The sequence below is a fragment of the Paracoccus salsus genome, from assembly GCF_021556615.1.
Taxonomy (GTDB): Bacteria; Pseudomonadota; Alphaproteobacteria; order Rhodobacterales; family Rhodobacteraceae; genus Paracoccus; species Paracoccus salsus.
The window spans coordinates 212041-236028 of the sequence record NZ_JAKGGD010000005.1 but is presented as its reverse complement, the minus strand read 5'-3'; the positions used below and the strand labels follow the sequence as shown (position 1 = coordinate 236028).

The 23988-nt window shown below is 65.8% G+C and carries 19 protein-coding genes; 12 read left to right on the top strand and 7 right to left on the bottom strand.

Annotation, left to right across the window (positions count from 1 at the left end):
- Positions 1-9: 9 nt before the first annotated feature.
- The 3 genes from L1965_RS11905 to L1965_RS11895 all read right to left on the bottom strand — a co-directional run bounded on the left by L1965_RS11905 (position 10) and on the right by L1965_RS11895 (position 7398).
- The gene (locus tag L1965_RS11905) at positions 10-4491 is read right to left on the bottom strand and encodes a translocation/assembly module TamB domain-containing protein (RefSeq protein WP_235756663.1); all 4482 of its coding nucleotides are present in this window, start codon (positions 4489-4491) and stop codon (positions 10-12) included.
- Positions 4491-6356 (bottom strand): autotransporter assembly complex protein TamA, encoded by a 1866-nt coding sequence (locus tag L1965_RS11900; RefSeq protein ID WP_235756662.1) that lies wholly within the window; start codon positions 6354-6356, stop codon positions 4491-4493. The genes L1965_RS11905 and L1965_RS11900 overlap by 1 nt, the downstream gene beginning before the upstream one ends.
- 115 nt (positions 6357-6471) lie before the next feature.
- The gene (locus L1965_RS11895; RefSeq protein WP_235756661.1) at positions 6472-7398 is read right to left on the bottom strand and encodes a glucokinase; all 927 of its coding nucleotides are present in this window, start codon (positions 7396-7398) and stop codon (positions 6472-6474) included.
- Between the two features lie 356 nt (positions 7399-7754).
- On the opposite strand from L1965_RS11895, the gene L1965_RS11890 reads away from it, so the two are divergent.
- The 4 genes from L1965_RS11890 (at position 7755) to L1965_RS11875 (ending at position 10934) form a co-directional block, all read left to right on the top strand.
- Positions 7755-8720, top strand: coding sequence for a TRAP transporter substrate-binding protein (locus L1965_RS11890; RefSeq protein WP_235756660.1), 966 nt, complete (start codon positions 7755-7757; stop codon positions 8718-8720).
- A 7-nt stretch (positions 8721-8727) separates the two neighbouring features.
- Positions 8728-9222 carry a TRAP transporter small permease gene (locus L1965_RS11885; protein ID WP_235756659.1) on the top strand — a complete coding sequence of 165 codons (495 nt, stop codon included), beginning with the start codon at positions 8728-8730 and terminating at the stop codon, positions 9220-9222.
- Positions 9215-10504, top strand: a complete 1290-nt coding sequence (locus L1965_RS11880; RefSeq protein WP_235756658.1) for a TRAP transporter large permease — start codon at positions 9215-9217, stop codon at positions 10502-10504. The genes L1965_RS11885 and L1965_RS11880 overlap by 8 nt, the downstream gene beginning before the upstream one ends.
- An 88-nt stretch (positions 10505-10592) precedes the next feature.
- Positions 10593-10934 carry a DUF2853 family protein gene (locus L1965_RS11875; RefSeq protein ID WP_235756657.1) on the top strand — a complete coding sequence of 114 codons (342 nt, stop codon included), beginning with the start codon at positions 10593-10595 and terminating at the stop codon, positions 10932-10934.
- Here L1965_RS11875 and L1965_RS11870 read toward each other — a convergent pair.
- Positions 10925-11545 carry an enoyl-CoA hydratase/isomerase family protein gene (locus L1965_RS11870; protein WP_235756656.1) on the bottom strand — a complete coding sequence of 207 codons (621 nt, stop codon included), beginning with the start codon at positions 11543-11545 and terminating at the stop codon, positions 10925-10927. The two genes, L1965_RS11875 and L1965_RS11870, sit on opposite strands and share 10 nt — an antisense overlap.
- A gap of 76 nt (positions 11546-11621) precedes the next feature.
- Here L1965_RS11870 and L1965_RS11865 point away from each other — a divergent pair, with 76 nt between their 5' ends.
- The 3 genes from L1965_RS11865 to L1965_RS11855 all read left to right on the top strand — a co-directional run bounded on the left by L1965_RS11865 (position 11622) and on the right by L1965_RS11855 (position 15470).
- A complete protein-coding gene (locus L1965_RS11865) occupies positions 11622-13223 on the top strand; it encodes a DUF2125 domain-containing protein (protein WP_235756655.1) in 1602 nt (533 codons plus the stop codon).
- Positions 13224-13327: 104 nt separating this feature from the next.
- Positions 13328-14701, top strand: a complete 1374-nt coding sequence (locus tag L1965_RS11860; RefSeq protein WP_235756654.1) for a TldD/PmbA family protein — start codon at positions 13328-13330, stop codon at positions 14699-14701.
- Positions 14694-15470: an inositol monophosphatase family protein gene (locus tag L1965_RS11855; protein WP_235756653.1), complete on the top strand. Its 777-nt coding sequence runs from the start codon at positions 14694-14696 to the stop codon at positions 15468-15470. Before L1965_RS11860 ends, L1965_RS11855 begins: the two co-directional genes overlap by 8 nt.
- Here the strand turns inward: L1965_RS11855 and L1965_RS11850 are convergent.
- A complete protein-coding gene (locus L1965_RS11850; protein WP_235756652.1) occupies positions 15467-16495 on the bottom strand; it encodes a tetratricopeptide repeat protein in 1029 nt (342 codons plus the stop codon). The two genes, L1965_RS11855 and L1965_RS11850, sit on opposite strands and share 4 nt — an antisense overlap.
- Here L1965_RS11850 and L1965_RS11845 point away from each other — a divergent pair.
- The 5 genes from L1965_RS11845 to L1965_RS11825 all read left to right on the top strand — a co-directional run bounded on the left by L1965_RS11845 (position 16445) and on the right by L1965_RS11825 (position 20871).
- A complete protein-coding gene (locus L1965_RS11845) occupies positions 16445-16963 on the top strand; it encodes a hypothetical protein (protein ID WP_235756651.1) in 519 nt (172 codons plus the stop codon). The two genes, L1965_RS11850 and L1965_RS11845, sit on opposite strands and share 51 nt — an antisense overlap.
- A 150-nt stretch (positions 16964-17113) precedes the next feature.
- Positions 17114-18250, top strand: coding sequence for a phosphatase PAP2 family protein (locus L1965_RS11840; RefSeq protein WP_235756650.1), 1137 nt, complete (start codon positions 17114-17116; stop codon positions 18248-18250).
- Positions 18241-18489 (top strand): hypothetical protein, encoded by a 249-nt coding sequence (locus tag L1965_RS11835; RefSeq protein WP_235756649.1) that lies wholly within the window; start codon positions 18241-18243, stop codon positions 18487-18489. Before L1965_RS11840 ends, L1965_RS11835 begins: the two co-directional genes overlap by 10 nt.
- Positions 18486-20240 (top strand): S8/S53 family peptidase, encoded by a 1755-nt coding sequence (locus tag L1965_RS11830; protein ID WP_235756648.1) that lies wholly within the window; start codon positions 18486-18488, stop codon positions 20238-20240. Before L1965_RS11835 ends, L1965_RS11830 begins: the two co-directional genes overlap by 4 nt.
- A 163-nt stretch (positions 20241-20403) precedes the next feature.
- The gene (locus L1965_RS11825) at positions 20404-20871 is read left to right on the top strand and encodes a hypothetical protein (RefSeq protein ID WP_235756647.1); all 468 of its coding nucleotides are present in this window, start codon (positions 20404-20406) and stop codon (positions 20869-20871) included.
- A gap of 117 nt (positions 20872-20988) precedes the next feature.
- Here the strand turns inward: L1965_RS11825 and L1965_RS11820 are convergent, their stop codons facing one another.
- The gene (locus L1965_RS11820; RefSeq protein ID WP_235756646.1) at positions 20989-21630 is read right to left on the bottom strand and encodes a PqiC family protein; all 642 of its coding nucleotides are present in this window, start codon (positions 21628-21630) and stop codon (positions 20989-20991) included.
- A 1-nt stretch (position 21631) separates the two neighbouring features.
- Positions 21632-23986 (bottom strand): PqiB family protein, encoded by a 2355-nt coding sequence (locus L1965_RS11815; RefSeq protein ID WP_235756645.1) that lies wholly within the window; start codon positions 23984-23986, stop codon positions 21632-21634.
- Positions 23987-23988: the final 2 nt, after the last annotated feature.

Sequence of the window (23988 nt, the reverse complement as noted above, 5' to 3'; positions counted from 1 at the left end):
GGCGCCGGGTCAGTAGTCGCGTTCGAAATAGAGCCCCAGCGTATTCTCGCCGTCACTGCCGACCGAGCCGCGCGCCCGCAGCGTGTCCGAGATGTCGAGGTTGAGGTTGATCGTGCTCTGGCCGTTATCGCCGACCGACACATCGGTATAGAGATTCTCGGTCAGGTATTTCCCGGCACGGACCTGTACATTGCCCTCGTCATCGGTCTGAAGGTCCAGATCGTCCAGACCGACCTGATTGCGCAGCCTGGCGACGATTCCCTCGCCGCCGCGCCCGGCCAGAACGGCAAGCGCATTCGCCAGCTGCGCGGCCTGAAGCGGGCTGATATTGTCAAGACCGCGCCCGAACAGCAGTTGCGACAGCACCTCTTCCTCGGGCATCTCGGGGCTGGATTCAAAGGTGATGTCGGGGTCGCTGGCCTCGCCTTCGATGATGATGCGCGTCGTGACGCCATCCTGGCTTGTCTGCGCCACCAGCCGGATCACGGGAACCAGGCTGCCTTGCAGTTCGATGAGGCCATCGGTCAGATCGAACCTCTTGCCCAGCAGATCGACGCGACCCCGGATCAGCTCCAGCGATCCGATCGGGATGACCCGTCTTGCGGTGCCCTGGACGCGCAGTTCGCCCCCCATTTCGGCATCGACGCCGCGGCCGCGGATGAACACGCGGCTTGGCGCGCTGATCAGAAGATCCAGCCGTGGCGGGTTGGCCGGCGGGGTCGCGGCAGGGCCGCCCATTGCCGCGTCGCGTGATGCGGCGCTCAGATAGGCCTCCAGCCCGGCCTTGGCGCGCGTCGCACGCACCGGCCGCGTGTCGCCGACATGCTGGATGTCGGGGATCGACTTGGCGCCGCCCAGCCCCGTCGAAGGGATGCGGATCTCGGCCTCGGCAATGTCGATCCGGCCCGATATCAGCGGGCCGTCGGCCATCCGTCCCGTGAACCGGACTGCGCCGTCGATCTCGGCCTGATAAAGATTGGGGTCGCGCACCACCACCCCGTCAAGCTGCACGTCCAGATCCACATTGCCGCCGGTCAGGTCGATCGGCCCGCGCACGATGATGCGTCCGCCAGCGCCGACATTGGCGCTGGCGTCGACGGAGATCCGACCGGTCTGGAACGCGGCGGTGACGTTCATCTGTTCCAGCCGCAGCCCCAGTCCCGGCTCGGCCAGTTCGCCCCCCTCCAGCACAAGCCTGCCGCCAAGCGCAGAAAGTCCGGGCGGCCCCTGAAGGCTGAGATCGAGCCGCAGCGGCCCCTCGATGTTGCGCGTGCGGATGAAGCCGTTCGCCAGCGATGCGTTGGCGGTCCCTGCAATCGCAAGATCGGTCGTGGCGAAGTCACGCGCCGCGGTGCCGGAGATCCGAAGGTCGATGTCGGCCGCCGCGGTGGCGTTCAGGTCCACCACGAAATCCCGCCCGGATTCCCGGACCGTGCCGACCACCCGCAACGGCCCCGGCAATTGCGGCTGGATCAGCGCCAGATCGACCAGCCTCGCATCCACGTCGAGACCTGAAGCCGTGTCGCCGCTGGCATCGATCTGCACTTGCGGATTGCCGATATCGATGCGCTGCAGCGACAGCCCGTCGGAAGACTGGGACGCCGCCACCTCAAAGCGGGTCCGGCCGCGCAACAGCGGATCCAGGCGCGGCTGACCAAGCGAAAGACCTGTCGCGCTGCCGGTCGCGGTGATCCGGCGGACACCGTTTTCCTCGATCAGGCGGGCATCGGCGGACATGGCACCGCTGATGCCGTTGCCAAGGAAGCGCAGATCGCCGGCATTCAGCGTCGTGCGGACATCCGTCTGACCACCCCCGACGGTTCCCGTCGCGCTGGCATTCAGCCGCGGATTCTCGATCTGGGCCTGTTCGATGGTGAACACGCCCTCGCGTTCGGTGCCCGTGAGCGCCAGCCGCGTTTCGCCCGCCAGCGCGCCATCCAGCTGTGCCTGCCCAAGCGCCAGGTCCTGCGCGGCGCCGGTCACCTCCAGCCGGCGCACGCCGTCGCCCGCTTCGCGGAAGCTGCCATCGACATCCAGCGAACCGCGCCACCCGTCCCCCAGAAACGCCAGCGAGCGCGCTTCGAGTTGCGCTTTCAGATCGGTGACGCCCGGTCCGTAGATGCCCTCGGCGGTGGCGCTCATCTGACGGTTGTCCAGCTGGACATCGCGCAGGGTGATCACGCCACCCGTTTCCTCGGCAAGCAGCTTGAGGCGGGTTGTTCCGGTCAGCGCGCCATCGACATTCTGCTGGCCAAGACTCAGGTTCTCGCCGGTTCCCGTCAGATCGACAAGCCGCGTGCCGTCATGTTCCGACAACAAGGCCCGGGCCTTGAAGTTGCCGGACCAGTCGGGGCGGATCGCCGCGAGATCGACGACCTCGAAATCGGCAACGGCGTCAAGGTCGCCCGAGGCAAAGCTGCCTTCGCCCTCGGCGTTCAGCTGCGGGTTCGAAAGCTGGAAGGATTCGATCTGATAGCCGTCATTTTCGGTCTCGCCAGCCAGAAGTGCCAGGTTGGTGCGGCCACTCAGCGCACCGTCCAGCGCCGCAATTCCCAGTTTCAGGTCCTCGGCTTCGCCGCTGACGGTGAGACGCCTTTGTCCCGAAGCGCCGTTCAACGAGGCTTCGGCCTCAAGCGATCCCGAATAGCCCGGGTCGGCCGCCGCCAGCGACGGCATCGAGATGCGCGCGGTCACGTCGCTGGACAGGCTGTTCAGGAAGCCCTGCGCCTCGGCGGTCAGACCCTGCGCGTCGATCGAGAATCGGTCCAGTTCGATTCCCGCCTCGTCCCGGCGGGCCTGCAGACTGATACGGGAATCGCCCGAAAGCAGCCGGTCCAGTTGCGGCTGATCCACCGCGATATCCTTACCGCTGATCTGCGCATCGATGTCGAAACTGCGGGTCAGCACGCGGTAATAGCCGGTCACGGCCGCGTCGGCGCGCCCCGTCACGTCGCGCCCGGCAAGCGTCGAAAGCCGGGCCAGATCCTCGTAGCGCGCGGCCAGATCCGCCGAAAGCACGAAACCTCCCGACAGCCCCGACAGCAGGAAAAGGCCCGAAAGACCGTAATCGGTGCCGTCCAGCGTCAGCTCCGAGACCTCGAGGGACTGCCCCGGCGAAAGGCTGAACAGCGCGCGGCCGGTAACCTGGTCCCCGACCGCCTGGGCCAGGCCGGGATCGTCGAATTCCAGCCGCTGGCCCCCGAAGGCGATCTCGCCGGTTACTTCGGACAAGGCACCATCGTTCATGGCCACCTCGCCCGAGCCGTCCAGAGTCAGCTCGCCGATCGCGACCTGGCCCTGGTCCAATTGCGAGACATGTCCCGAGAGCGTCCAGCCCTGCCCCTGGGCGGCGTCGAAACGCAGAGCCAGCCTGCCCGACTCGACCGTCATCTCGCCGCCGCCGCCAGGCAGAACGACCGGGACCTGTGTCGCACCGGCATCGCGCCCCAGAAGGATTTCCAGATCGACATTCTGGGGTGCGGATTTGGCATTGGTCGCCAGCGAACCGGACAGCGATAGCGCCTCGGTATCGACCTTCAGCTCGGGCAGGCTGATGCGCCCATCCTCGCCGCGCCAGCCCCGGGCGACCAGTACGGCCCTTTCGCCGAAGAAGGTCCGGTCCTGCGGCGGCAGCAATGAGGCAACATCCCCGCCCAGCTGCAGCCGGAATGCGGTCCCGGGCGTGCCGTCCTCGCCCATGGCGGCGTTCGCACTTGCCTGACCGGTCACGCGCGGCTGACCGTCTGTCGCCAGGCGGATATCCGCGGCAAAGTCCTCAAGCGCGCCCTCTCCGCTGATCCGGGCGCTGACGGAAGGCTTGTCGTAGAGATCGATCAGGTTGGCCAGCAGCCCGTCAGCCGCCTCGTCCAGCGTCAGGTTCAGCCGCAAAGCCTTGGTTTCGTTCGCATAGCCCGCGTCCAGGACGAAATCGCCCTGGGGCCCATCCAGACGCTTGATGGCCAGCTGTGCGGTTCCCTCACCGCCCGCAAGGCCCATGCTTCCGGCCAGCGATATCGCTCCCTCGACGCCGATCACAGGCTCGCCCAGTTCGACCCGCTGTGCCTCGATCTTGTCGATCCGCACACCCACCGGCAGCTCCGGCAGCGCGAATTCCGGCGCCTCGGCCCTGGGCTGCGCTTCGCCTGCACCGGGCAATCTGGGCAGCAGGATCCGGCCGGCCGACAGTTCCGCGATATCGACGCGCCCGCGCAGCAAGGCCGCGCGGTTCCAGCTGATCGCGCCCTCCTCAAGGGTCAGCCATACGCCGTCGCCGTCGGCGATGGTCATCTGATCGAAGGTCGCCCGCGACGACAGCGCGCCGCGGAAGCCGTCGATGGTCACCTGCCGGTCGGTGCCGGACAGACTGCTCTCGAGCAGCCGTGTCAGAAATCCGCGGTCGTCATCGGTCTGCTCTGAAAGCTCGGCGACGCCCTGCGCCAGAGCCAGCAGCGGGAACAAGAGTACGAAGGTTGTCGTGACGATCCTGCGCATCAGAATGCCTGCCCCAGTCCAAGATACAGTTGCACGCCATCATCCGTATCGCCGTTCCCGACCGGCGCGCCGATGTCGAAGCGAAGCGGACCGATAGGCGTCTCGTAGCGCACCCCCAGGCCCGCACCGGCATGCCAATTGCTGTCGCCCGACCATGAGCTGTCCGACCAGACGCGCCCGTAATCGGCGAACGCCACCACCCCGATGCGCTCGCGCACCTGATAGCGGATTTCGGCGCTGGCATTCATGACGCTCATCCCGCCGGTCTTGATCCTGTTGCCGTTGTCGCCGACGATCTCGCGGATGCCGAGCGACTGGTAGGCCTGGCCGCGCACGGTTCCGCCGCCGCCCGAGAAGAACAGATATTCGCGCGGTGTTTCCTCGATCTCGTTGCCAAGCAACGTGCCGGCGCGCGCTCGTCCGGCCAGCGTGAAGCGGTCCTCGTCGCCAAACGAACGATAGGCGCGCGCCTCGCCCAGGGTGCGCGCGCCCGAACCGGTCTCGTCCAGGCCGATGAACGGCGTCACCTCGGCGTTCAGGTAATAACCGTCCTTGGCGTCGGTGGGTTCATCGCGCATGTCCCACGTGACCTTCATCGGCAGCGCGATGGCGTTGAAGTCGGTGAACCCGTTGCGGTCGTCCACGCGCTCATAGAAATACTCGATCGCGACGTCGGCGGTCAGCCTGTCGCTGAAGATATGACTGAAACCCAGCGCGGCGCTGGCCGAATCCAAATCGTAATCTTCCTCGCGCAACCGCGCGATCCTGGTCTCGATATAGCCGGTGGTGTCCGGCGTGATGGTGGCCGGGCGATCGATCCGCAGCCTCAGTTCCTCATCCCGCCGGCTGGTGTCCGACCCGATATCCGACACCTCCGCGTCGATCCGCAGCCTTTCGCCGCCGCCCAGCAGGTTCCGGTGCATCCAGTAGGCCGAGACCCGGGCGCCATCGGTGCTGGAAATCTCGAAGCCGGCGCCGATCCGGCGTGGCTTATGTTCGACCACCGCCAGATCGACGTCCAGCGTGTCGTGCGGACCCAGATCCCGGGCCTCGTCCAGTGTCACGGCGGAAAACACCCCGGTCCGGCGCAGTCGCTTGCGGACGGTTTCCAGCTTTTCGGGATCGAAGGGCTCGCCCTCGGGAAAGCCCGCGATCTTGCGCAGGCGGCGCGGGTCCATCCGCTCATGGCCCGAGATGTTCAGCCTGCCGAAGGTGACAGCGGGTCCGGGGGCAAGCCCGATCCGGCTGTCGACCGTATTCGCGTTGTGGTCCGCGGTAATGTCCTGCCGGTTCACGTCCGCCTTCGCGTGGCCATGACCTCGCCAGCCATCGACCCCCGCCAAGGCCGCCGACTTGATCGTCCCGGTGCCGGCTGTCTTGCCCGCAGCATAGCCGTCGGGGATCTCGCTCGCCGGCGCTATCGGAGCGATCGCGGCACGCGAGAACCGGAAGACCGGACCGGGCTCTACGCTGACGACGACCGATCGGACCACCGGCGGCGCGTCCAGCGGCGCGATCTCGGCCGCCTCGACGCCGTCCAGCGTGATGTAGATCAGCGCCGAATAGTGCCCGGCATCGTAAAGCGTTCCCAGGATGCGCGCATAATCCGCGCGCGCGGCGGCAAGCATGTCCTGCCCGGTCGTGCGCCCCTCTTGCAGGGCGCCGGCGATCAGCGAGGTGTTGCGGACCAGCCGTGCCAGGTCGCCATCATCACCGGCGACGCGGATATCCAGCGAAACGGGGCCCTCGGCCTTGCTGCCGCCACCGAACCAGCCCGAGAACGGCGACGAGGACTGCCCCAGCGCCATTCCGCCAAACCCCAAGGCCGCGGACACGACAAGTCCCGCCCGAAGATAAGCCCGCATCTTTCCTGCCCTGCCTGTTCTTCTTTCGGCAATATGAACAGGAACAGGGCTCTGAATCCAGTGGTTCGTGACAAGAAGCTGTTACGGCGTTAACTATTCCGGCAGCATGTGGCCTTCAGGACAGTGCCGCCAGGCAGCCGTGCAACGCGGCCATATCGTCGCGGATCAGGAAGATGGGCGTGTTTTCAGGAATATGGCGCATGAGCGGTTCGGCCAGAAAGCCGCGCTCGAAGACGTCGATGCGGTCGGCGATGCTGCGTCCGACGCTGCCGGCCAGAAACAGCCCTTCCAGAGGCATGAACCGCAGCGCCAGTTCACGGCACAGATGGCCGACCAGATCGGCGAACAGATCATAGGTCGCGACCGCCTGGGGATCGCCCGCCTCGGCAGCGCGGGCGATGTCCTCGCTGCGGACCGGCGCGCCGCCGGTGCGCGCGGCGTGCAACCGCGACAGGCCGCGCCCGGCAAAGGTCTCCTCGGTCGAGGAGAAGCGTCGCGCCGCGTCCGCGCCCAGAAGCTCGGCCAGCCGCAGATAGATGTTGGCGGGCAGATGCGTGTGGCCCTCTTCGGCTTCCATCGCCGTGATGGCACCGCCGTGCAGGGCGCGCACCGCGCAGACATTGAACCCTGTGCCCAGGCCCACGACCAGCGCCTGGCCGTTGCGGGCGCGCCCCTCGGGCGCCGCGCGCAGGACCGTCAGGCCGTCGCCATGCAAGGCAGGGGTCGCATAGCCCAGCGCGGTGAGGTCGTTGATCAGCCTGACCTGATCGGCATCGGTCAACCGGGCCAGCCGGTCCTCGTCGAAATCCCAGTCGCGATTGGTCAGCCGTGCCTTGCCGCCGCCGACCGGCCCCGCGACCGCAATGCACATCGAACTGATGCGCGGCTGGTCCTGTTCCTGCAGGAAGCGGCGCACGACGTCGTCGAAACTGGTGAAGTCGTCGCCACGGAACCGGGTCACTGTCTGTTCGTCTATGACGTGGTTGCGCGCGATCGCCAGCCGGGCGTTCGTGCCGCCCACATCCCCCAGAAGCATCGCCATGACCCATCTCCGCACGCTGTCGTGTTCCTGTTCACATCCTTATGCCAGACGCGCGGCGTTTTCGAGGGGTTAGTGCTAGCGGAAACACCCTTGGCGCGCGTTGGCCGGGTCCGCCGCACCGAACGCGACGGAACCGGCGGCGCGGCGTCGCATCCTGCATCTCGCAACCGGCACCATGAGCGGCCCAGTCACATGACCCGCAGCGCCCCTGGCATCGCCTGCGTGCCGATTGCCCGCAGGGCGCAGGATCGCGGGAACACGATCCCGGTGGATGCGGTTGCGGACCCTTCGGCGCCGAGGTGATTGCGCTTCACCTGCAGGTCGCGCAAAATCCGCGCGCAATGGGAGGAAACGACATGAAATACGTTTATGCCGCCGCACTGATCGGGACGACAGCCGCCGGGGCCGCCGCGCAAGAGGTCAAGATCGGCTACGCGCTGGCCGAGGACAGCCATTACGGGGTCGCGGCCAAGGCTTTCGAGAGGTCGGTGACCGACAGCCTGGGCGATCAGTTCAGCTTCCGGCATTTTCCGTCATCGGGTCTGGGCGGCGAACGCGAGGTGGTCGAGGGCGTGCAGCTTGGCTCCGTCGAGATGACCATCGTCTCGACCGGGACGCTGTCGAACTTCCTGCCCGAGGTCGGCGTCTTCGACGTGCCGTTCCTGTTCGCCAGCCTCGACCACGCCCGCAAGGTGCTGGACGGCGAGATCGGTCAGGACATGCTGGCGAAGTTCGACGATGCCGGCCTTCGCGCGCTGGCCTGGGGCGAGCAGGGCTTTCGCCACATCACCAACAACCGAGGACCGATCGCGACGCCGGAAGACACCGAAGGCCTGAAGATCCGCACGATGGAGAACCCGGTTCATATCGAGGCATTCAGGGCGCTTGGCGCGGCGCCGACGCCGATGGCCTGGCCCGAAGTGATCGGGGCGCTGCAGCAGGGGGCCATTGACGGGCAGGAAAACCCGCTTTCGGTGATCGTCTCGGCCAAGCTGAGCGAGGTTCAGAAATACCTGACGCTGGACGGCCATGTCTATTCGCCGGCGGTCATCCTGATCTCTCCCGCGCTGTGGGGGCAGCTGGATGACGCCCAGAAAACCGCGTTCGATCAGGCCGCGACCGACGCCGTCGCCGCGATGCGCGGCTATGTCGACGATGTCGAAGCCTCGGGCGTCGCCACGCTGAAAGAACAGGGGATGCAGGTGAACGAGCTGTCGCCGGACCAGAAGGCTGCGTTCCGCGACGCGCTGGCCGAGCCCTACAAGACCTACGAGGCGCAGTTCGGAAAGGACCTGATGGACCGGATCCAGGCGGTCGATTGACCGAAGGATGCGGCGGATCGAGCGCGCATTCGTCATCCTGAACGGCGCCGCCGTCATCGCGGGCCTCGCCCTGATGGCGGTGGTGGTCGGCTGGAACGTCGCCGCCCGCTATCTGTGGGCGGGATCGCTGCCCTGGGCGGACGAGGTGGCGCGCTACACGATGATCTGGCTGACCTTCCTGGGCAGCGGGCTTGCCCTGCGCGAGGGTGCCCATGTCGCCATCGCCAACGCGCAAGAGGCGCTGCCGCGCCCCGCCCAAAGGCTGCTGCGGCTCTTTATCCTTCTGATCCTGTTTGGATTTTTTGCCTTCATGGTGTGGGTCGGCATCGACTATATGAACCGGATGTCGATCCAGAAATCGGCAGCGCTGAGACTGCCGATGAAATGGGTCTATGCGGCCATGCCCGCAGGCTTCGTGCTGATGATCCTGCACCTCGCCCTGGTCGCGCCGCGTTACCTGCGCGCCGGGTTCTCGGCCACGCACGAGGCCGCGCGTGGTTGAGATCCTGGTCGCCGCGTTCCTGATCCTGATGCTGATCGGCGTCCCGGTCGCCTTTGCGCTGGCGCTGGCCGCGTTCGCGGCGGTGGGTCTGGGCGGGCAATATCCGCTGGTCGTGGTGGTCAAGGAGATGTTCACCGGGCTGGACAGTTTTCCGCTGCTGGCGGTGCCGTTCTTCATCCTCGCGGCCGAGATCATGTCGACGGGGGCGATTTCCACCATGCTGCTGCGTTTCGCCTCGCAGTTCGTCGGGCATCTGCGGGGTGGCCTGGGATATGCCAACGTGATGACCTCGACGCTGTTCGCGGGGATTTCCGGCTCGGCGCTGGCCGATGCGGCAGGCCCCGGCGCGATGATGGTCCGGATGATGGAGAAGGGCGGCTATTCGCGCGCCTATGCGGGGGCGCTGACCATCGCGACATCGGTCGTGGGGCCGATCATTCCGCCCTCGATCACGATGATCATCTATGCCCTGCAGGATCGAAACGTATCGGTCGGATCGTTGTTCATGGCCGGGATCCTGCCGGGCCTGCTGATTTCGGGGGCGATGGCGTCGGTGAACTGGTGGATCAGCCGCAAGCGTGGATATCGCAGCGCCGAGCCCCGACCGCCCCTGCGCCAGATGATCCGCAACAGTCTTGCGGCGTTGCCCGCCCTGCTGCTGGTGGTGCTGATCGTGGGCGGCATTCGCGGCGGGATCTTCACTCCGACCGAAGCCTCGGTGATCGCGGTCGGCTACGCGATCGTCGTCAGCGCGGTCATCTATCGCGGGTTCACGCCAGCGGATCTGTGGGGGGCGTTCTGGCGCGCGGGGATCATGTCGGTCGCAGTGCTGATGATCCTGGCCGCCGCGCGGGCCTTCGCCTGGGTGCTGATCATCGAGGGCGTGCCGCAGGCGCTGGCGGACGCGGTGATTGCGATGAACCTGTCGCCGGTGGCCTTCCTGCTGATGGTCAATCTGCTGCTGCTGGCCTTCGGCATGTTCATGGACCCATTGCCCGGCGTGATGATCCTGGTCCCGATCCTTGCGCCGATCGCGCATTCACTGGGGATCGCCGCCGATCATTTCGCGATCATCGTGATCGTGAACCTGACCTTCGGGCTGATCACGCCGCCCGTGGGCGGGCTGATCTTCGTGGTCGCATCCGCCACCCGTCAGCGACCCTCGGCGCTGATCCGGGAACTGCCGCCGTTCTTTCTTGCCGCGCTCGCCGTCCTGCTGGTCCTGACCTTCGTGCCGGGTCTGTCCACCTGGTTGCCGACACTGGGCGGCTTTTCGCGCTGATGCATGGGCGGATCTTGGGACTTGATAAATCCCGTTTCCGCCAGCATCCTCGCGACCGTGTCAAAGGTCATTGTGGAGACGAGGGACGATGGGAAAGCGCGACGATCTGATCGCAAGATACGCAACCGACATTCAGGACAAGCTGGGCCAGTCCCCGGACATGGACCTGCTGACCAAGGTGACGATCGGCTGCGGGCCCTCGATCTACAAGGATGACGCCTCGACGGTCGCGTCAAGCGACGAGGCGGAACTGGAACGGATCAAGACCAGCTATCTGATGAACAAGCTTGGCCTGGCGGATGGACCCGCGCTGATGGAAGCCATCCATGCGGTCATCGACGCCTATGGAAGGTCGAACCGCAACAAGTATCGCGCCGTCGTCTATTACATGCTGTGCCGGCATTTCGGAAAGGAAGCGGTCTATCGCTGACCGACAAGCCCCTTGATGGCGGTGACGTGGTCGGGCGCGGCGGCCAGACAATCCGCCGCGAGGGCCTCGGCCTCTGCCATCAGGGATGCGGCGGGAACGATCCGGTCGATCAGCCCCCAGTCCAGCGCCTCTGCCGCCTCGATCCTGGCTCCGGCCATCAGGATCATCTTGGCGCGTGACGGGCCGACCAGCTGTGTCAGGCGGCGCGGATCGCTTGGCTGCGGCAGGAAGCCCAGCTTCATCACCGGATAGAAGAACCTGGCCTCGGGCACCGCGAGCCGCAGATCGCAAGCCAGCGCCATCCCGAATGCGCCGCCCGCAAGCGTGCCGTTCAGCGCCGCGATGGTGAGGCAGGGCATTGTCGCCAGGCGCGCCGAGAGGCGTTCCCATTCAGGCGATTTTGCCAGACCTGCCTTGGCCTCTGCCAGATCGGCGCCGGCGGAGAATACCTTCCCCGCCCCGGTCAGCACGATCGCCCGGCAGTCGCCGGCAGCGGCATCGTCCAGAACCGCGGTCAGATCGCGCAGCATCGCCTCGGTCAGCGAGTTTGCCTTGTCGGCCCGATCGATGGTCAGCTGCACAAGGCCGCCGCGTTGTTCGCTTTGGATCACGGAATGTTCCCTTTTCCTCGCCCCGCCGCTATGGCACAGATCAGGCAGGTTTCTGACTTCTGGAAAGGTATCCGGCATGTTCCGCCCTCTTGCAACCTCGGCCACGGCGCTGATCGCCGCCGCTTCGCCGGTTCTTGCCGAGGTCACCCCGGCACAGGTCTGGGAAGATCTCAGCGCATACTATACCGACATGGGGTATGAGATCGCGACCGGCAGCCGCGCCGAGGCTGGCGATACGCTGACGCTGTCCGATATCGTCATCTCGACCGATTCCGAGACCGGCGAACTCAGCATTCGCGTGCCCGGGATCGTGCTGCGCGCGACCGGGGACGCCAGGGTGCGGACCGTGATCGACGGCCCCATCACCACCGATATCAGCGCCCGGATTCCCGATCAGGACGATATGGTCACGCAGATGATCGTGTCGCTGCCCGATAACGAGATGCTGTCGTCGGGCAGCCCCGACGACATGCTGCACGAAGTCGTCTATCCGGATCTTCTGGTTTCGGCGCGTTTTGACGGCGAGGACGGCAGCGTTTCCGCCGAACACATGCCGCTTCACGTCCGCATGACCGACGTGACGGGACGCTATCGCAGTGTTTCAGGCCCCGCCGCAGTCTCGACTTATGACATGACGGCGAAAAAACTGGACCTGACGCTGGACCTGAAGGAACTGGAAACCGCGGATGATGGCGGTGAGACCGGATCTTTCACCGCGCGCTCGATCGTCGAGCAGTTGACCGTGACCGGCAGCGTGACTGCGCCCGACGGCCAGTTCGACATGGCCGACAACATGCACGGCGCGCTGAAGGCCGGGCTCGAGATCGACGGCAAGGTCGCGATCGGGCCGCTGACCGGCAGCGCGCAGTTCTCTGGCACCGACGCCGAGGGCGGACAGACATCCGGTGAGACCAGCTTCTCGTCTGACAGCAGCCAGTTTGGGCTGGCGTTGTCGCGGGACGGGTTGAGCTTTCAGGGCAGCGCAAGCGAGATGAAGGCCGAGATGACGACCTCGGACCTGCCGCTTCCTATCAGCTACGCCGTGGAAACCGCGTCGGGATTGATGACGATCCCGGTGTCGCAATCCGAACAGCCGCAGCCCTTCAGGTTCGGCTATGCACGGGATGGCCTGACGCTTGCGGATGGACTCTGGGATCTTTTCGACCCCAACGGGCAACTGCCTCGCGACCCCGCCAGCCTGACGATCGATGTCGAGGGCACCGCGACCCTGACCGACGATCTGCTGGACCCGGCGTTTGCGGATCGCATGGAACAGGCCGCGCGGCAACGGGACGAGGCCGACACGCAAGCCGCCGATGGCGAAGCGGCGCCCAGTGGCGCGGACAGGCCGCAGATGCCGTTCCGCCCCGAAACCCTGAAGATCAACCAGGTTACGCTGGACGCGGCTGGCGTGAATGCCGATCTGTCGGGTGCCCTGACGATGCGCGAGGGCGCTGATCAACCGGTGGGCCGGATCGAGGGCAATTTCGACGGGGTCAACACGCTTCTGGATACGCTGGTTTCGATGGGCGTGCTGCCGAAAGAGCAGATGATGGCCGCAAGGATGATGCTCGCGATGTTCGCCCGGCCGGTCGAGGACAATCCCGGTCAGTTGCGCAGCGAGATCGAATTCCGGGAAGACGGGTCGATCTATGCGAACGGGCAGCAGGTCAAGTGACCTGAAATCCCGCAAGGGCAGGGGCCGGACGCTTGTCCGGCCCCTTTTCGTTTGCGCCGCGCGTCCGCGCGCGTGAAAAGGGGACGAAAGAAAAAGAGGACGACATGGGCAGCGAGGACAAGGCAGGACAGGATGCGGCGCGGCTGAGATCGTTGGCCGAGGCGCTGGTCGGCGCGGCGCGAAAGGCGGGCGCGGATCAGGCCGACGCGCTGGCGATGCGCGGCCAGTCGACCAGCATCGACGTGCGCTGCGGGACGCTGGAACATGCCGACCGCGCCGAAGGCATCGAGATCGGGCTGCGGGTGCTGATCGGTGGTCGCCAGGCCTGCGTCTCGGCCTCGGACCACAGCGACAGCAGCATCGCCGAGATGGCGGCGCGCGCGGTGGCTATGGCCCGCGAGGCGCCGGTCGACGACACGCTGGCGCTGGCCGACAGCAATCAGCTTGCCGCGGCTCGTGACGCCGGCAACTTGCAGATCGCCGACGACCTGCCGGATCCCGCCCCCGAGGGGTTGCAGCAGATCGCGCTGCGGGCCGAGGCGGCGGCGCTGGAGGCCAAGGGCATCAGCCAGGTGGAAAGCGCCAATGCCAGCTTCAGCCGCCGCTATCTGTGGCTGGCGGCATCGAACGGGTTTTCGGGCGGTTACGGTCGGACCACGCATGCCGTCTCGGCCGTCGCCATCACCGGCGAGGGGCTGCGGATGGAGCGTGACTATGCCGCCGAGTCGCGCATCTGGGCCGAAGATCTGCCGGAACCCGAGGAGATCGGCCGGTTGGCCGCCGAACGCACGCTGGCCCGCGCCGGCTCGCGCAAGCCGCCCACCGGTGCCTATCCGATCCTGTATGATCGCCGCGTCTCGGCGTCGCTGATCGGCCACCTTCTGTCTGCGGTCAATGGCAGCGCGGTCGCGCGCGGCGCCAGCTGGCTGCGCAAGGCGATGGGTGAACCAGTGCTGCCCGCGGGCATGGACCTGACCGAAGATCCCCTGCGCCCACGCTATCCGTCCTCGCGCCCGTTCGACGCCGAGGGGCTGGCGACCGCGCCACGCCGGATCGTCGCGGATGGCGTGTTGCTGGGTTGGACGCTGGATCTGGCCACGGGGCGCAAGCTGGGCATGGACAGCACGGCGTCTGCGGCGCGCGGGCTCGCCTCGCCGCCCTCGCCCGCGAACAGCAACGTGGTCCTGACGCCGGGGGCGTCCAGTCTTGACGGGTTGCAGGTCGCGATGGGCACCGGCCTCGTCGTGACCTCGATGCTGGGGGCCTCGATCAACGCCACGACGGGTGATTATTCCCGCGGCGCGGCAGGATTCTGGGTCGAGAATGGCCAGCTCGCCTATCCGGTCAATGAATGCACCATCGCGGGCAATCTGCGCGACATGCTGATGACGCTGCGGGCGGCCGACGATGCGCTGCCGTGGCGCGCGGCCGAGGTGCCCAGCCTGCTGGTCGAGGGGATGACGGTTGCCGGTGCCTGAAGACGATCTTGCCCTGCTGGAACAGGCCGCGCGCGCCGCGGGCCGGATCGCGCTGCGATACTGGCGGCAGGATCCGCATTCGTGGGAAAAACCCGGCGACGCCGGCCCGGTCAGCGAGGCCGATCTGGCCGTGAACGAGGAATTGCAGGCGCTTCTGACCGGCGCACGGCCCGATTACGGCTGGCTGTCCGAGGAAAGCGAGGCCGATCCCGCGCGGCTGGATGCCCGGAACTGCTTCATCATCGACCCGATCGACGGGACCCGCGCCTTCATCGCCGGGCAAGAGGGTTTTTCGCATTCGCTGGCCGTCGCGCGCGGTGATCGGATCGTGGCGGCCGTTGTCTATCTGCCGGTCAGAGACCTCTGCTATACCGCCTTTGCGGACGGACCCGCGCTGCTGAACGGTGCCGCCATCGCCCCTTCAGACAGCGGGATCGCCGGTGCGCGGGTGCTGACCTATCGAACCGTTTCCGACCCGGGGCACTGGCTGAATGGCCTTGTGCCGCCATTCAGCCGCGAATTCAGGCCGTCACTGGCATGGCGGCTGTGCCTTGCGGCCGAGGGCCGCTTCGACGCCGCGCTGTCGCTGCGCGCAGCGTGGGAATGGGACATCGCCGCGGGCAGCCTGATCGCCGAACGGGCGGGCGCCGCCGTCAGCGACCGGCGCGGCGGCCGGATGCGGTTCAACAGCCAACGGGCGATGGTGGACGGGCTGATCGTCGCCGGCGCGCGGCTTCACCAGCAGTTGCTGGAGGCGCTGAAGCCCTAGATCAGGCCGGATTTGGTGATCTTCATCAATCCCGCGTTGCGCAGAGAATCGACCGGGTACTGATCGCTTGCCATCAGATCCAGCGTGAAGTCTGGTTCCAGCTTTTTCAGCTTCCGCAGGGCCTGGATTGCGCCCTGCTCATCGTTCAGCTGATAGCGCAGGGCAGACAGGAACCGCAGGGCGGGGCGATGGTCCGGCGCGTGATGGCTTGCGACCTCAAGATGCTTGACCGCCTCTGCAAAGCGCCGCTGCTTGGTCATCGTAAGAGCGATCTCGACATGCCAGTTGGCCGGATTCAGATTCGAGAACGGATGGTTGAGACTGGCCCGCGCCTCGTTCGAGGCTTCCTCGAACTTGCCCATATCGTAAAGGGATCGGGAATAGGACAGACGCGCGATCGGATTCTGATGGTCCAGCGCAATCGCCTGGCGCGCCAGCTCTTTCGCGGTGTCCGTATTGTACAAATAAGACTCGAGGAAAGAACTGACCGCGACAACCGTTGCATTCAGAGGGCTGATTTCTCGCGCTCTCCTTGAGAATTCTTTTGCTTCCTCGATATTTCTGACGGGATCATCCGTCAGTCTTTCGAACGCAAGCGTGCTTCTGATCCAGGCTCGCAACGAGAGAACGACCGCCGGATTAATCTTCTCGTCGATCTTTCCAAGGTTCAGGTCAGCCCTGTCCAGCTTGTTCTTGGAAAAGCTGAAAATGTCGCCAAAGGAAAGCTGGAATGTCGTATCGATCGATGATGCAGCATCGATCACCCTGAACGCTGAGAGGCAGATCTGAGCGGAGCATTGCTGCATGTGGGGATCGGATTGCGCCACCGGCCATGAAAAACGGTGCGCCCAAAGCACGGCGCCGCTTTGCCGATAAACCAGCTTGATGACCAGATAGTAGGTATTGGCGATGATGTCACTGGACGAATGAACCAGAATTGCCGGGCCCGAATTTGCCGGATCCTCGTCCAGAATATGAACTGGCAAAAGGTCGATGACCCGCCCAAGCGCGTCACCCAGCACCATCTCTGTGATAATCCTGGCCTGCGGGCTTTCCGAAACCGGCGCGATCAGAACGATATTGGGCAACTGATGCGTTCTGGCGGGCTCTTCGACCGCGACGACATGGCTTTCGGCATGCAGCCTTGCCTCACGCAGCCAATCTTCGAACTCGGCATCGGGAATATCCAGGTCGGCTGCGAATTCCGGCGTCTGTCCATCGACGCCTGGCGGCGCAGAGAGGTCGATCCGGACCCATTCCGGATCAAGCCCAACCCAGCCCGGCCCGGTGACAAGGGCAGCGCGATCGTCGCGCAGCGCGATCCGGATTTCGCGAAGCAACTGGCGGATACTGGCATTGCCGTGTTCGGGGTCGCGTTCGCTGAACAGCAGGTCCTGAAGCCGCGCGCGGGTCACGCGCATGCCCTTGGCACTGCCCAATATCGCAAGCGCCCCGCGGGCACGCATGCCACGCGGTGTCAGGATGACTCCTGAAGGCCCCGTCAGTTCGACAGGGCCCATTAGCCGAAGTGTCAGCCGCTTCATTATCAGTTCTTGGCCGGACCGGTGTTAATGCTACGCATTGTTAACCTTTCACGCTAGTATAGGACAGCATACGAATGCCAGCATTTTCAGGATCTTGATATGTCTTTACTAAATGCACGGAACGCGCGGAACGCCAGAAATGCGAGGAATGCCCGGAACGCGCGCAGCGATGGCGAAAATTTCGGGACCGGGGCCCTGATCGAGGCGCTGATGCGGACTCGCGACGGGATCGCCGGCGCCGAACAGATCGCCGGGGTGGTGGGGGCGGCGTCGGGGCTGGACATGGGCGCGCGTCTGTATCGTCTGGACCCGGACCATCGCGAGGCGGTCATCGCCGGGGAATTGCTGGAAGACATCGCGTTCGACATGACCGGTTACGCGCCCGCGCAATCGACCGCGCAGACGGTAACCGTGCTCAGGCGCACCGCCGCCGGGGATGCCCTGAACGCGACCTATACGCCGCTGGCCTCGATCACGCGGCCCGGGCTGGACGGATTCCAGCAGGCCGTCGCGCTGGTCGGTCATTATGCCGAATTGCGGGCTGATCGCGCCGCCGAGATCGATGTGCAGACCGAAGAGTTGGTGGCCTTTTTCGCCAGCATCCTGCCAATCGAACCCAGCCGGTCGGACAAGATCCTTGAAATGCTGGACATGGCCCAGGATATCGCAACCTTTGTGGTGATGCGGGTCAAGCTGGCCCTGGGTTGCCCGCGCCCCGGCCAGTTTTCGGACCTGATACAGCCGATGATCGCCTGCCCGACCCATGCGACCTTCCCAAGCGGTCATGCGACGCAGGCCTTCACGCTGGCGACGGTCCTGACCCTCATGCAGGATCCGGCGGCCGGCGTTCCTGCGGACAGTCAACTCTATCGCCTGGCCTGCCGGATTGCCATCAACCGGACCGTCGCGGGCGTGCATTTTCCCGCCGACAGCGCGGCGGGCGCGGTGCTGGGCATCCAGCTTGGGCGCTATCTGATGGCGCGCGGCCGGGCCGCGAATGGCGCGGCCGGGACGGTCGGCTCGGCCAGTTTCGACGGGGTCGCCTATACCAATGGCAGCGATCCGCGCGACTTTCACTATGCCGTCCTGAACACCATGACCGGGGGCGGCGGCGTCAGTGGCGGGGACGGCGATTCCACCGCGTTCGCGGCCGACGCCAGCGATGTCCGGCCGGCGCCGATGTGGGGCTCGCTCACCGCCGCCGCAATCGCGGAATGGGGGCAACGGTGGAGCTGAAATATCCGGACCCGGACCCGGGACAACAGACGAGGCGCGCGCAATGGTCGGCACCGAAGGTTGCATTTGCCCGCTACCAGCCCGGCCTCTCTCCCTATCTGCACTATTGGCAGGTGCTGCGGGCACGGCGAAAGCTGGCGCAGGCACCGACGGATTTCGAACCGGATGCGGGACGTTCGATGCCGGACCAGATGAAATCGACGCTGGAGGATCTGCTGAAGCAGAGTCTTGGGTCATGATCGCCACGGCGATGCTGTCTGCCTTCGAGGCGTTCCTGAACGACCCCTCGGCGGTGCTGCCGGCAGATTCCATCAACCCGGACCCGGCCGAGTTCGATGACAGCGACCTGTCAGACCCGGCGCTGGCCTATCTGTCCGACGATGCGCTGCCTTGTCCGGATACGGGCTGCATCATTGCGGTCATCGACGACGCCATTCCCTTCGCGCATGAAAGGCTGCGGCTGGCGAATGGTCACAGCCGGGTCGCCTCGATCTGGGTGCAGGACGCCCGATGTCGCAGCGGCGCGTCGGGCAGCGACCTGCCCAACGGAATCGAGCTGCGCGGCGCCGAGATCGACGACTATCTGGCAAGGGCGCGGGCTGGCCAGATCCCGGGCGAGGATGCGATCTACCGCCTCACCGGCGTGGTGGACATGACCCGCCAGACAACCCAATCGACCGCCTTCGCGCATGGCCACGGGGCCGCAGTGGCGATGCTTGCGGCGGGCTTTCCCACCAGCGATCCGACCGGCCGCAGACACCCGGTGATCGCGGTCAACCTGCCCCCCAAGCTGACCGAAGATTCCATGGGTACGCTGACACCGCCATTGCTGCTGTCCTCGTTCCTGTTCGTGATCCACCGGGCGCGCCGCCTCTGCCGGTTCATCGAGAAACGGCAGGGCCGGGACCATGGCTCGGTCAGACTGCCGGTGGTCATCAATCTCAGCTATGGGGTGACGGCGGGCGCGCGCGACGGGTCAAGTCTGCTGGAACTGTTCATGGACGCAGTGTCGCAATCCGGCGCCCCCGATCTGGGCGACATCCACTTCGTTCTGCCGACCGGCAACGGCCGGCTGGAACGTCTCAGCGGGGTGCTGTCGCCCGGCGATGAACTGGGCTGGCGCCTGCCGCCGGATGACCGGACCATGACACCACTGGAGATCTGGGGCCCCACGCGCGCGGGTCTTGAGAGCGAGTTGATGCAGATCGTGCTGACGGCACCCGGCCACAACCCTGTCGCCACCGCCTTCAGCGGTCCCTGGCAATACCAGACGCTTGTCTCGGACGGCGCTGGTCAGGAAATCGCCCGCGCCTATTACACCCCGCGCCTTGTAGGCGATAATCGCTGGCGCGAGGGCATTACGGTCATGATCAATCCGACCTGTCCCGAGCGCCTGGGCGAGCCTTTCGCCCCGCCGGGCAACTGGCGCATCGCCATCGCCGGCAGCGCCCCGGCCGGCGAATACGAAATCTGCGTCCAGCGCGACGAAGTGATCCGAGGGTTTCGCAGCGGAGCACGGCAAAGCTGGCTGATCGATCCGGCCTACCGGGTCCATGACGAGGCAGGCAGGCTGATCCTGACCGACGCCGAGAATGGCGGCGCCCCGAAAGTGCTGCGCAGCCGGACGCTGAATGCGTATGCGGGCGGCCGCCGCAGCCTGCGGGCAGGGGCGGTCGACGCACAGCGCCGATCGCTGATATCCTATTGCTCGCTTCTTCATGACGGACAGGGCGGAGACTGCCTCGCGGTGGTCGATTGCGCGATCACGCAGCCGGGCATGGTCGTCTCGGGCAGAAGCAGCGGCGCATTCGGCCTTTTGTCCGGCACCTCGCTGGCGGCCCCGCAACTGGCCCGCTGGCTTGCCACCCAGCTGTCCGCAGGCGCCAGCGTGACGAATCGGTCCGCGATTCGGGCATTGGCCGAAACGCTTTCGGAAACGCCCGGTCCGACACCCGTTCTGCCTGCATTGCGCCAATTTCCCGAATTTTGAATCAAAAAAGTTTCGGTGACGGCTCGATTGCGGGTGTTTTCACGCAATCGGGCCGTCTGGATTCACGCCGCTTTCACGGCTGTGGCGCAAAACAGACTCAAGAACCGCGGGGCACGCTCAAGGTGGGCAACACCACCCGCAGCCAGCAGAGAGGATGTTGTCCATGTCCGCGTTGTCGAGTTCGAGGTTCAACAATGTGTTCGCCGCCCTTCAGCTTCTGGGCGCGGCTCCGGGGGGTGTAGAGAATGAACCGGTCCGCCGCGCGCTTGAAACCCTGGGGGAGGCGGCGCGGGGACGGTCGGAGCCGGTGGCTCCTCTACCCGGGGCCGACCGTCCCACCTGGTCCGCATTCCGACGACTGGAGCGTGAAAATCAGCTTCTGGTCGATCACGCCGAAATGCTGGCCTGCGCGCTGGGTGCCTGTCCCAACTGCTGGGGCACGATCCCCGACTGCGAGGATTGCGGCGGGATCGGAACGCCCGGCGCGTACAATCCCGACCGCAAGTGTTTCGACCACTTCGTCCTGCCGGTGATGTCGCTTGTGATGAATCGCGACCGCGACGCGCAGGACGTCCCGAACCCGGTCTCGCCGAGGCGCGACCGGAACCGCCCGCTGAGCACGTCAGTTTAACCAGTTTCTTTCTTTTCAGTCCCCGCTCAGGGGTGGATTGGCGGATGGCCCTCAGGCCATCCGCCAAACTCTTTCGCCCATCCGCATTCGCGGCAAGACAGACCCCGCTGATCGTCGTCAGAACATTCCGTCAAGCGCGAAGGGGCTGGTTGACGCCGCCTGGCTGGTCGCGATGGTGCGCCCGGGGCCCGAAAGCGTCGCGATCTGTCCGGCAAGCTGCGTAATCGCCAGAGACAGTGCCGCCGCGACCGCCGAAGGCTGCTGATTGCCAGCCAAGGGAACGGAAATGTCAAAGCTGCGCGCGTGATTGGTGCCACCGCCGCTTTCCTGCGAGACGAAATATCGCCCGGACAGCCGGTACAGGCCATTGGCCTGCGCCAGGGCCTTTTCCACCCGCACCTCCAGCACCCGCTGCGGCGGTTCGGCCAGCGGCCAGGGCTCACTGATGACGGTGGCCCCGGACATGTCCGAAATCGTCCGCGCAAGCATCTGCGTGAAGGCGCGCTGCGGATTGTCGGCCCACAGATTGTCGGGCGTCGAGCGCACCGCGCCATCGGCCGTCTGCCACATCACCTCTTGATCCGATGCGTATTCGGGCAACGACACGTCCTTCAGCTCGGCCGTTCCCAGCCGGTTTGGAACCTGCTGTGCAGGGATGGGCGGATCGATCAGGAATCGGCCCGTCTTTTCCGGGTTGGAGCAACCCGACAGCGCCAGAAGGGTAACGAGCAGCGTCGCAGTCACGGGTTTCGTCATCATGTTACCGTCCCAGTATGAAGGCACGAGGGTTCCGTTCGATCATCCGCGCAAGCGAGCCGAAGCTTTCCGTCGCCCGGCGAAGCTCGCGCAGCATGTTGATGGCCTCTGTGTTGAAAGAGGACCGGTTTCCATAGGCGGCAAGCACCGCATCCGCGCGCCCCGCCGTCGCCTGAAGCCGCTGTATCAGCTGCGGCAATTCACGCACCGATCGTGCCACCTCGTCGGCCGCGACGCTGGCCGAATCCAGCGCGCTGTTCAGGCTGGTGGCTGCATTGCCGTCGCGCAGATCGTTCAGCAATCCCGCCGCAGCCTCGAGTGTGGTCGAAAGATTGCCCGGCAACTGCGCGGCATCCTCGGTTCCCAGCATCGCGCGCAGATCGGCCAGGATGCCTTCGGCCTGCGCGCCGATGCTAGCAAAGTCGACCTCGTTGACCTTGGCGGCCGCGGCGTCGATCTCATCGACCATGCCCGGAACGTCGACCGCCGCCTCCTGGACGGACTCGAAGGCAGCGGTGGCTTCGTCGATCATCTTGCCCAGACTGCGGCCTGCCCCGGATTCGCGGATCTCGCCGGCCAGCGCGCCGACCCCGGCCGCCGCGCTGTCCAGCGTCTCGACCAGCGCGCCGATCTGTTCCGGCAGCGCCTCGGCCTGAGATGTGCCGATCACATCGCGCACATCCTGCAGCGTCGCGTCAAGTTGCGCGCCGATCGAGGCAAAATCCACATCCTGCACCGAGGTCGAAGCCTTCTTCAGTGACTCCATGATCTCGGGCAGGCGATCAGCGGCTTCGCTCAGCTTTTCGGCGACTTCGCCCGCCGAAGCCAGCGCGGTCCCGGCATTTTCGGCGGCGCCACTGTCGCGGAATTCCTCGACCATCGCCCGGATATCGTTCAGCGTGGTCTGCGCCTCGTCCATGGTTCGGCGCAGGCTCTCGGGGATCGCGCGCGTGTCCTGCGAGCTGGTCAGCGCGGTCACGCTGTTCAGCATGTCGGTTGCGGATTTCAGAACCTCTTCGATCGGCAGGTTGCCGATCTGGCTGAGAAAGCCCTCGGCCGTCTGCGTGAAATCGGAAATGTCGCTTTCCGCTGCGGGAATGACCGGATACGGCTTGGCGTCCATCCGGATCTGCGCGTCGGGCACACCGGGCAGCTCTACCATTTCGACGATCAGCGAAGTGCCGAAGAACCCGGCGCTGGCCACGCGTGCGCGCAGCCCGTCCTGCACGGCCTGATCCAGAAATTCCAGCGCATCCTGGGGCCTGGCGTCCCGGGCAAGACCAAGCCGGCTTGGCGAGATCGCGATCGTGACCTGCTGCAGGACGTCCGGGCCGAAACCGTCGCGATCGTCCTCGACGCGCACGGACAGCTCGGTCACCTGGCCGACATTCAGCCCCTGGAACTGCACATCCGCGCCCTTTTCCAGCCCGCGCACCGAGTTGTCGATCAGCACGGTCAGGTTCAGCTGGCCGGATTGATCGGCGACGAACAGGTTGTTGCGAGCGGTATCCTCGTCCGGTTGCAGGCTGAAGAGATGACCCGCCTCGACCGGCTGGCCACCGCTGACGAGGGTGTCGAACGCCACCCCGCCCTGCAGCAGCGAGGAAAGCGAATTCACGTCGAACGAGATGCCCCGCGTCCCCAGCGACAGCGAGAATCCCGACGTGTCCCAGAACACGGTGGCCGTCGTCAGCCGCGCATCATGCGGCGCCTCGACGAAGGCGTCCGCGATGACGCCGTCACCCTCGTCTTTCAGACGCAAGTTCTCCATCCGGCCCACCGGAACACCGCGATACAGGATCGGCGCGCCCTCGCCGATGCCGTCCGCGCTCTCCATCGCCAGCGTGACCCATGTTCCCGCGGCGTCCTCACGCGTCAGTGGCGGGCGTTCAAGTCCCACGAACTGAGTCTGCGCCGGGTCGGGCAATGCATCCCAGTAACCCTCGATGAACGAGCCCGTCAGAACCGTGTCAAGCCGCGTGACGCCCTGCGCCGTCACCTGCGGGCGCACGATCCAGAACTGCGCGGCGGCGTCGATATAGGGCGCGATGTCGGGATCGACCCGGATCTGGACCACCACCCTCGAAAGATCCTCGGTGAACTGGACAGCCTCGACCTGGCCGACGGTGATTTCGCGGAAACGCAGCGTGGTTTCCCCTGGTGTCACGCCGGTGGCATCGGCAAACTCGACCTCGATCAGCGCACCGCGCCCGGAATAGGCGTTCCAGGCGACACCCAGGGTCACGATCAGGGCGACGATCGGCACCAGCCAGATCACGTTGACCCCGGCTTGCGCTGCGCGGACGGCCCTCTTGCGAACCGGGCTTGCCGGCTTCATCGGCGGTGTCGTGTCTGTCATTC

Bases quoted from the DNA above. Each gene is read 5' to 3' on its own strand.
- L1965_RS11830 (WP_235756648.1), top strand. From the start codon at position 18,486: ATGATCGCCACGGCGATGCTGTCTGCCTTCGAGGCGTTCCTGAACGAC.
- L1965_RS11860 (WP_235756654.1), top strand. From the start codon at position 13,328: ATGGGCAGCGAGGACAAGGCAGGACAGGATGCGGCGCGGCTGAGATCG.
- L1965_RS11825 (WP_235756647.1), top strand. From the start codon at position 20,404: ATGTCCGCGTTGTCGAGTTCGAGGTTCAACAATGTGTTCGCCGCCCTT.
- L1965_RS11885 (WP_235756659.1), top strand. From the start codon at position 8,728: ATGCGGCGGATCGAGCGCGCATTCGTCATCCTGAACGGCGCCGCCGTC.
- L1965_RS11890 (WP_235756660.1), top strand. From the start codon at position 7,755: ATGAAATACGTTTATGCCGCCGCACTGATCGGGACGACAGCCGCCGGG.
- L1965_RS11815 (WP_235756645.1), bottom strand. From the start codon at position 23,986: ATGACAGACACGACACCGCCGATGAAGCCGGCAAGCCCGGTTCGCAAG.
- L1965_RS11905 (WP_235756663.1), bottom strand. From the start codon at position 4,491: ATGCGCAGGATCGTCACGACAACCTTCGTACTCTTGTTCCCGCTGCTG.
- L1965_RS11875 (WP_235756657.1), top strand. From the start codon at position 10,593: ATGGGAAAGCGCGACGATCTGATCGCAAGATACGCAACCGACATTCAG.
- L1965_RS11840 (WP_235756650.1), top strand. From the start codon at position 17,114: ATGTCTTTACTAAATGCACGGAACGCGCGGAACGCCAGAAATGCGAGG.
- L1965_RS11900 (WP_235756662.1), bottom strand. From the start codon at position 6,356: ATGCGGGCTTATCTTCGGGCGGGACTTGTCGTGTCCGCGGCCTTGGGG.
- L1965_RS11845 (WP_235756651.1), top strand. From the start codon at position 16,445: ATGAACTGGCAAAAGGTCGATGACCCGCCCAAGCGCGTCACCCAGCAC.
- L1965_RS11895 (WP_235756661.1), bottom strand. From the start codon at position 7,398: ATGGCGATGCTTCTGGGGGATGTGGGCGGCACGAACGCCCGGCTGGCG.
- L1965_RS11820 (WP_235756646.1), bottom strand. From the start codon at position 21,630: ATGATGACGAAACCCGTGACTGCGACGCTGCTCGTTACCCTTCTGGCG.
- L1965_RS11865 (WP_235756655.1), top strand. From the start codon at position 11,622: ATGTTCCGCCCTCTTGCAACCTCGGCCACGGCGCTGATCGCCGCCGCT.
- L1965_RS11850 (WP_235756652.1), bottom strand. From the start codon at position 16,495: ATGGTGCTGGGTGACGCGCTTGGGCGGGTCATCGACCTTTTGCCAGTT.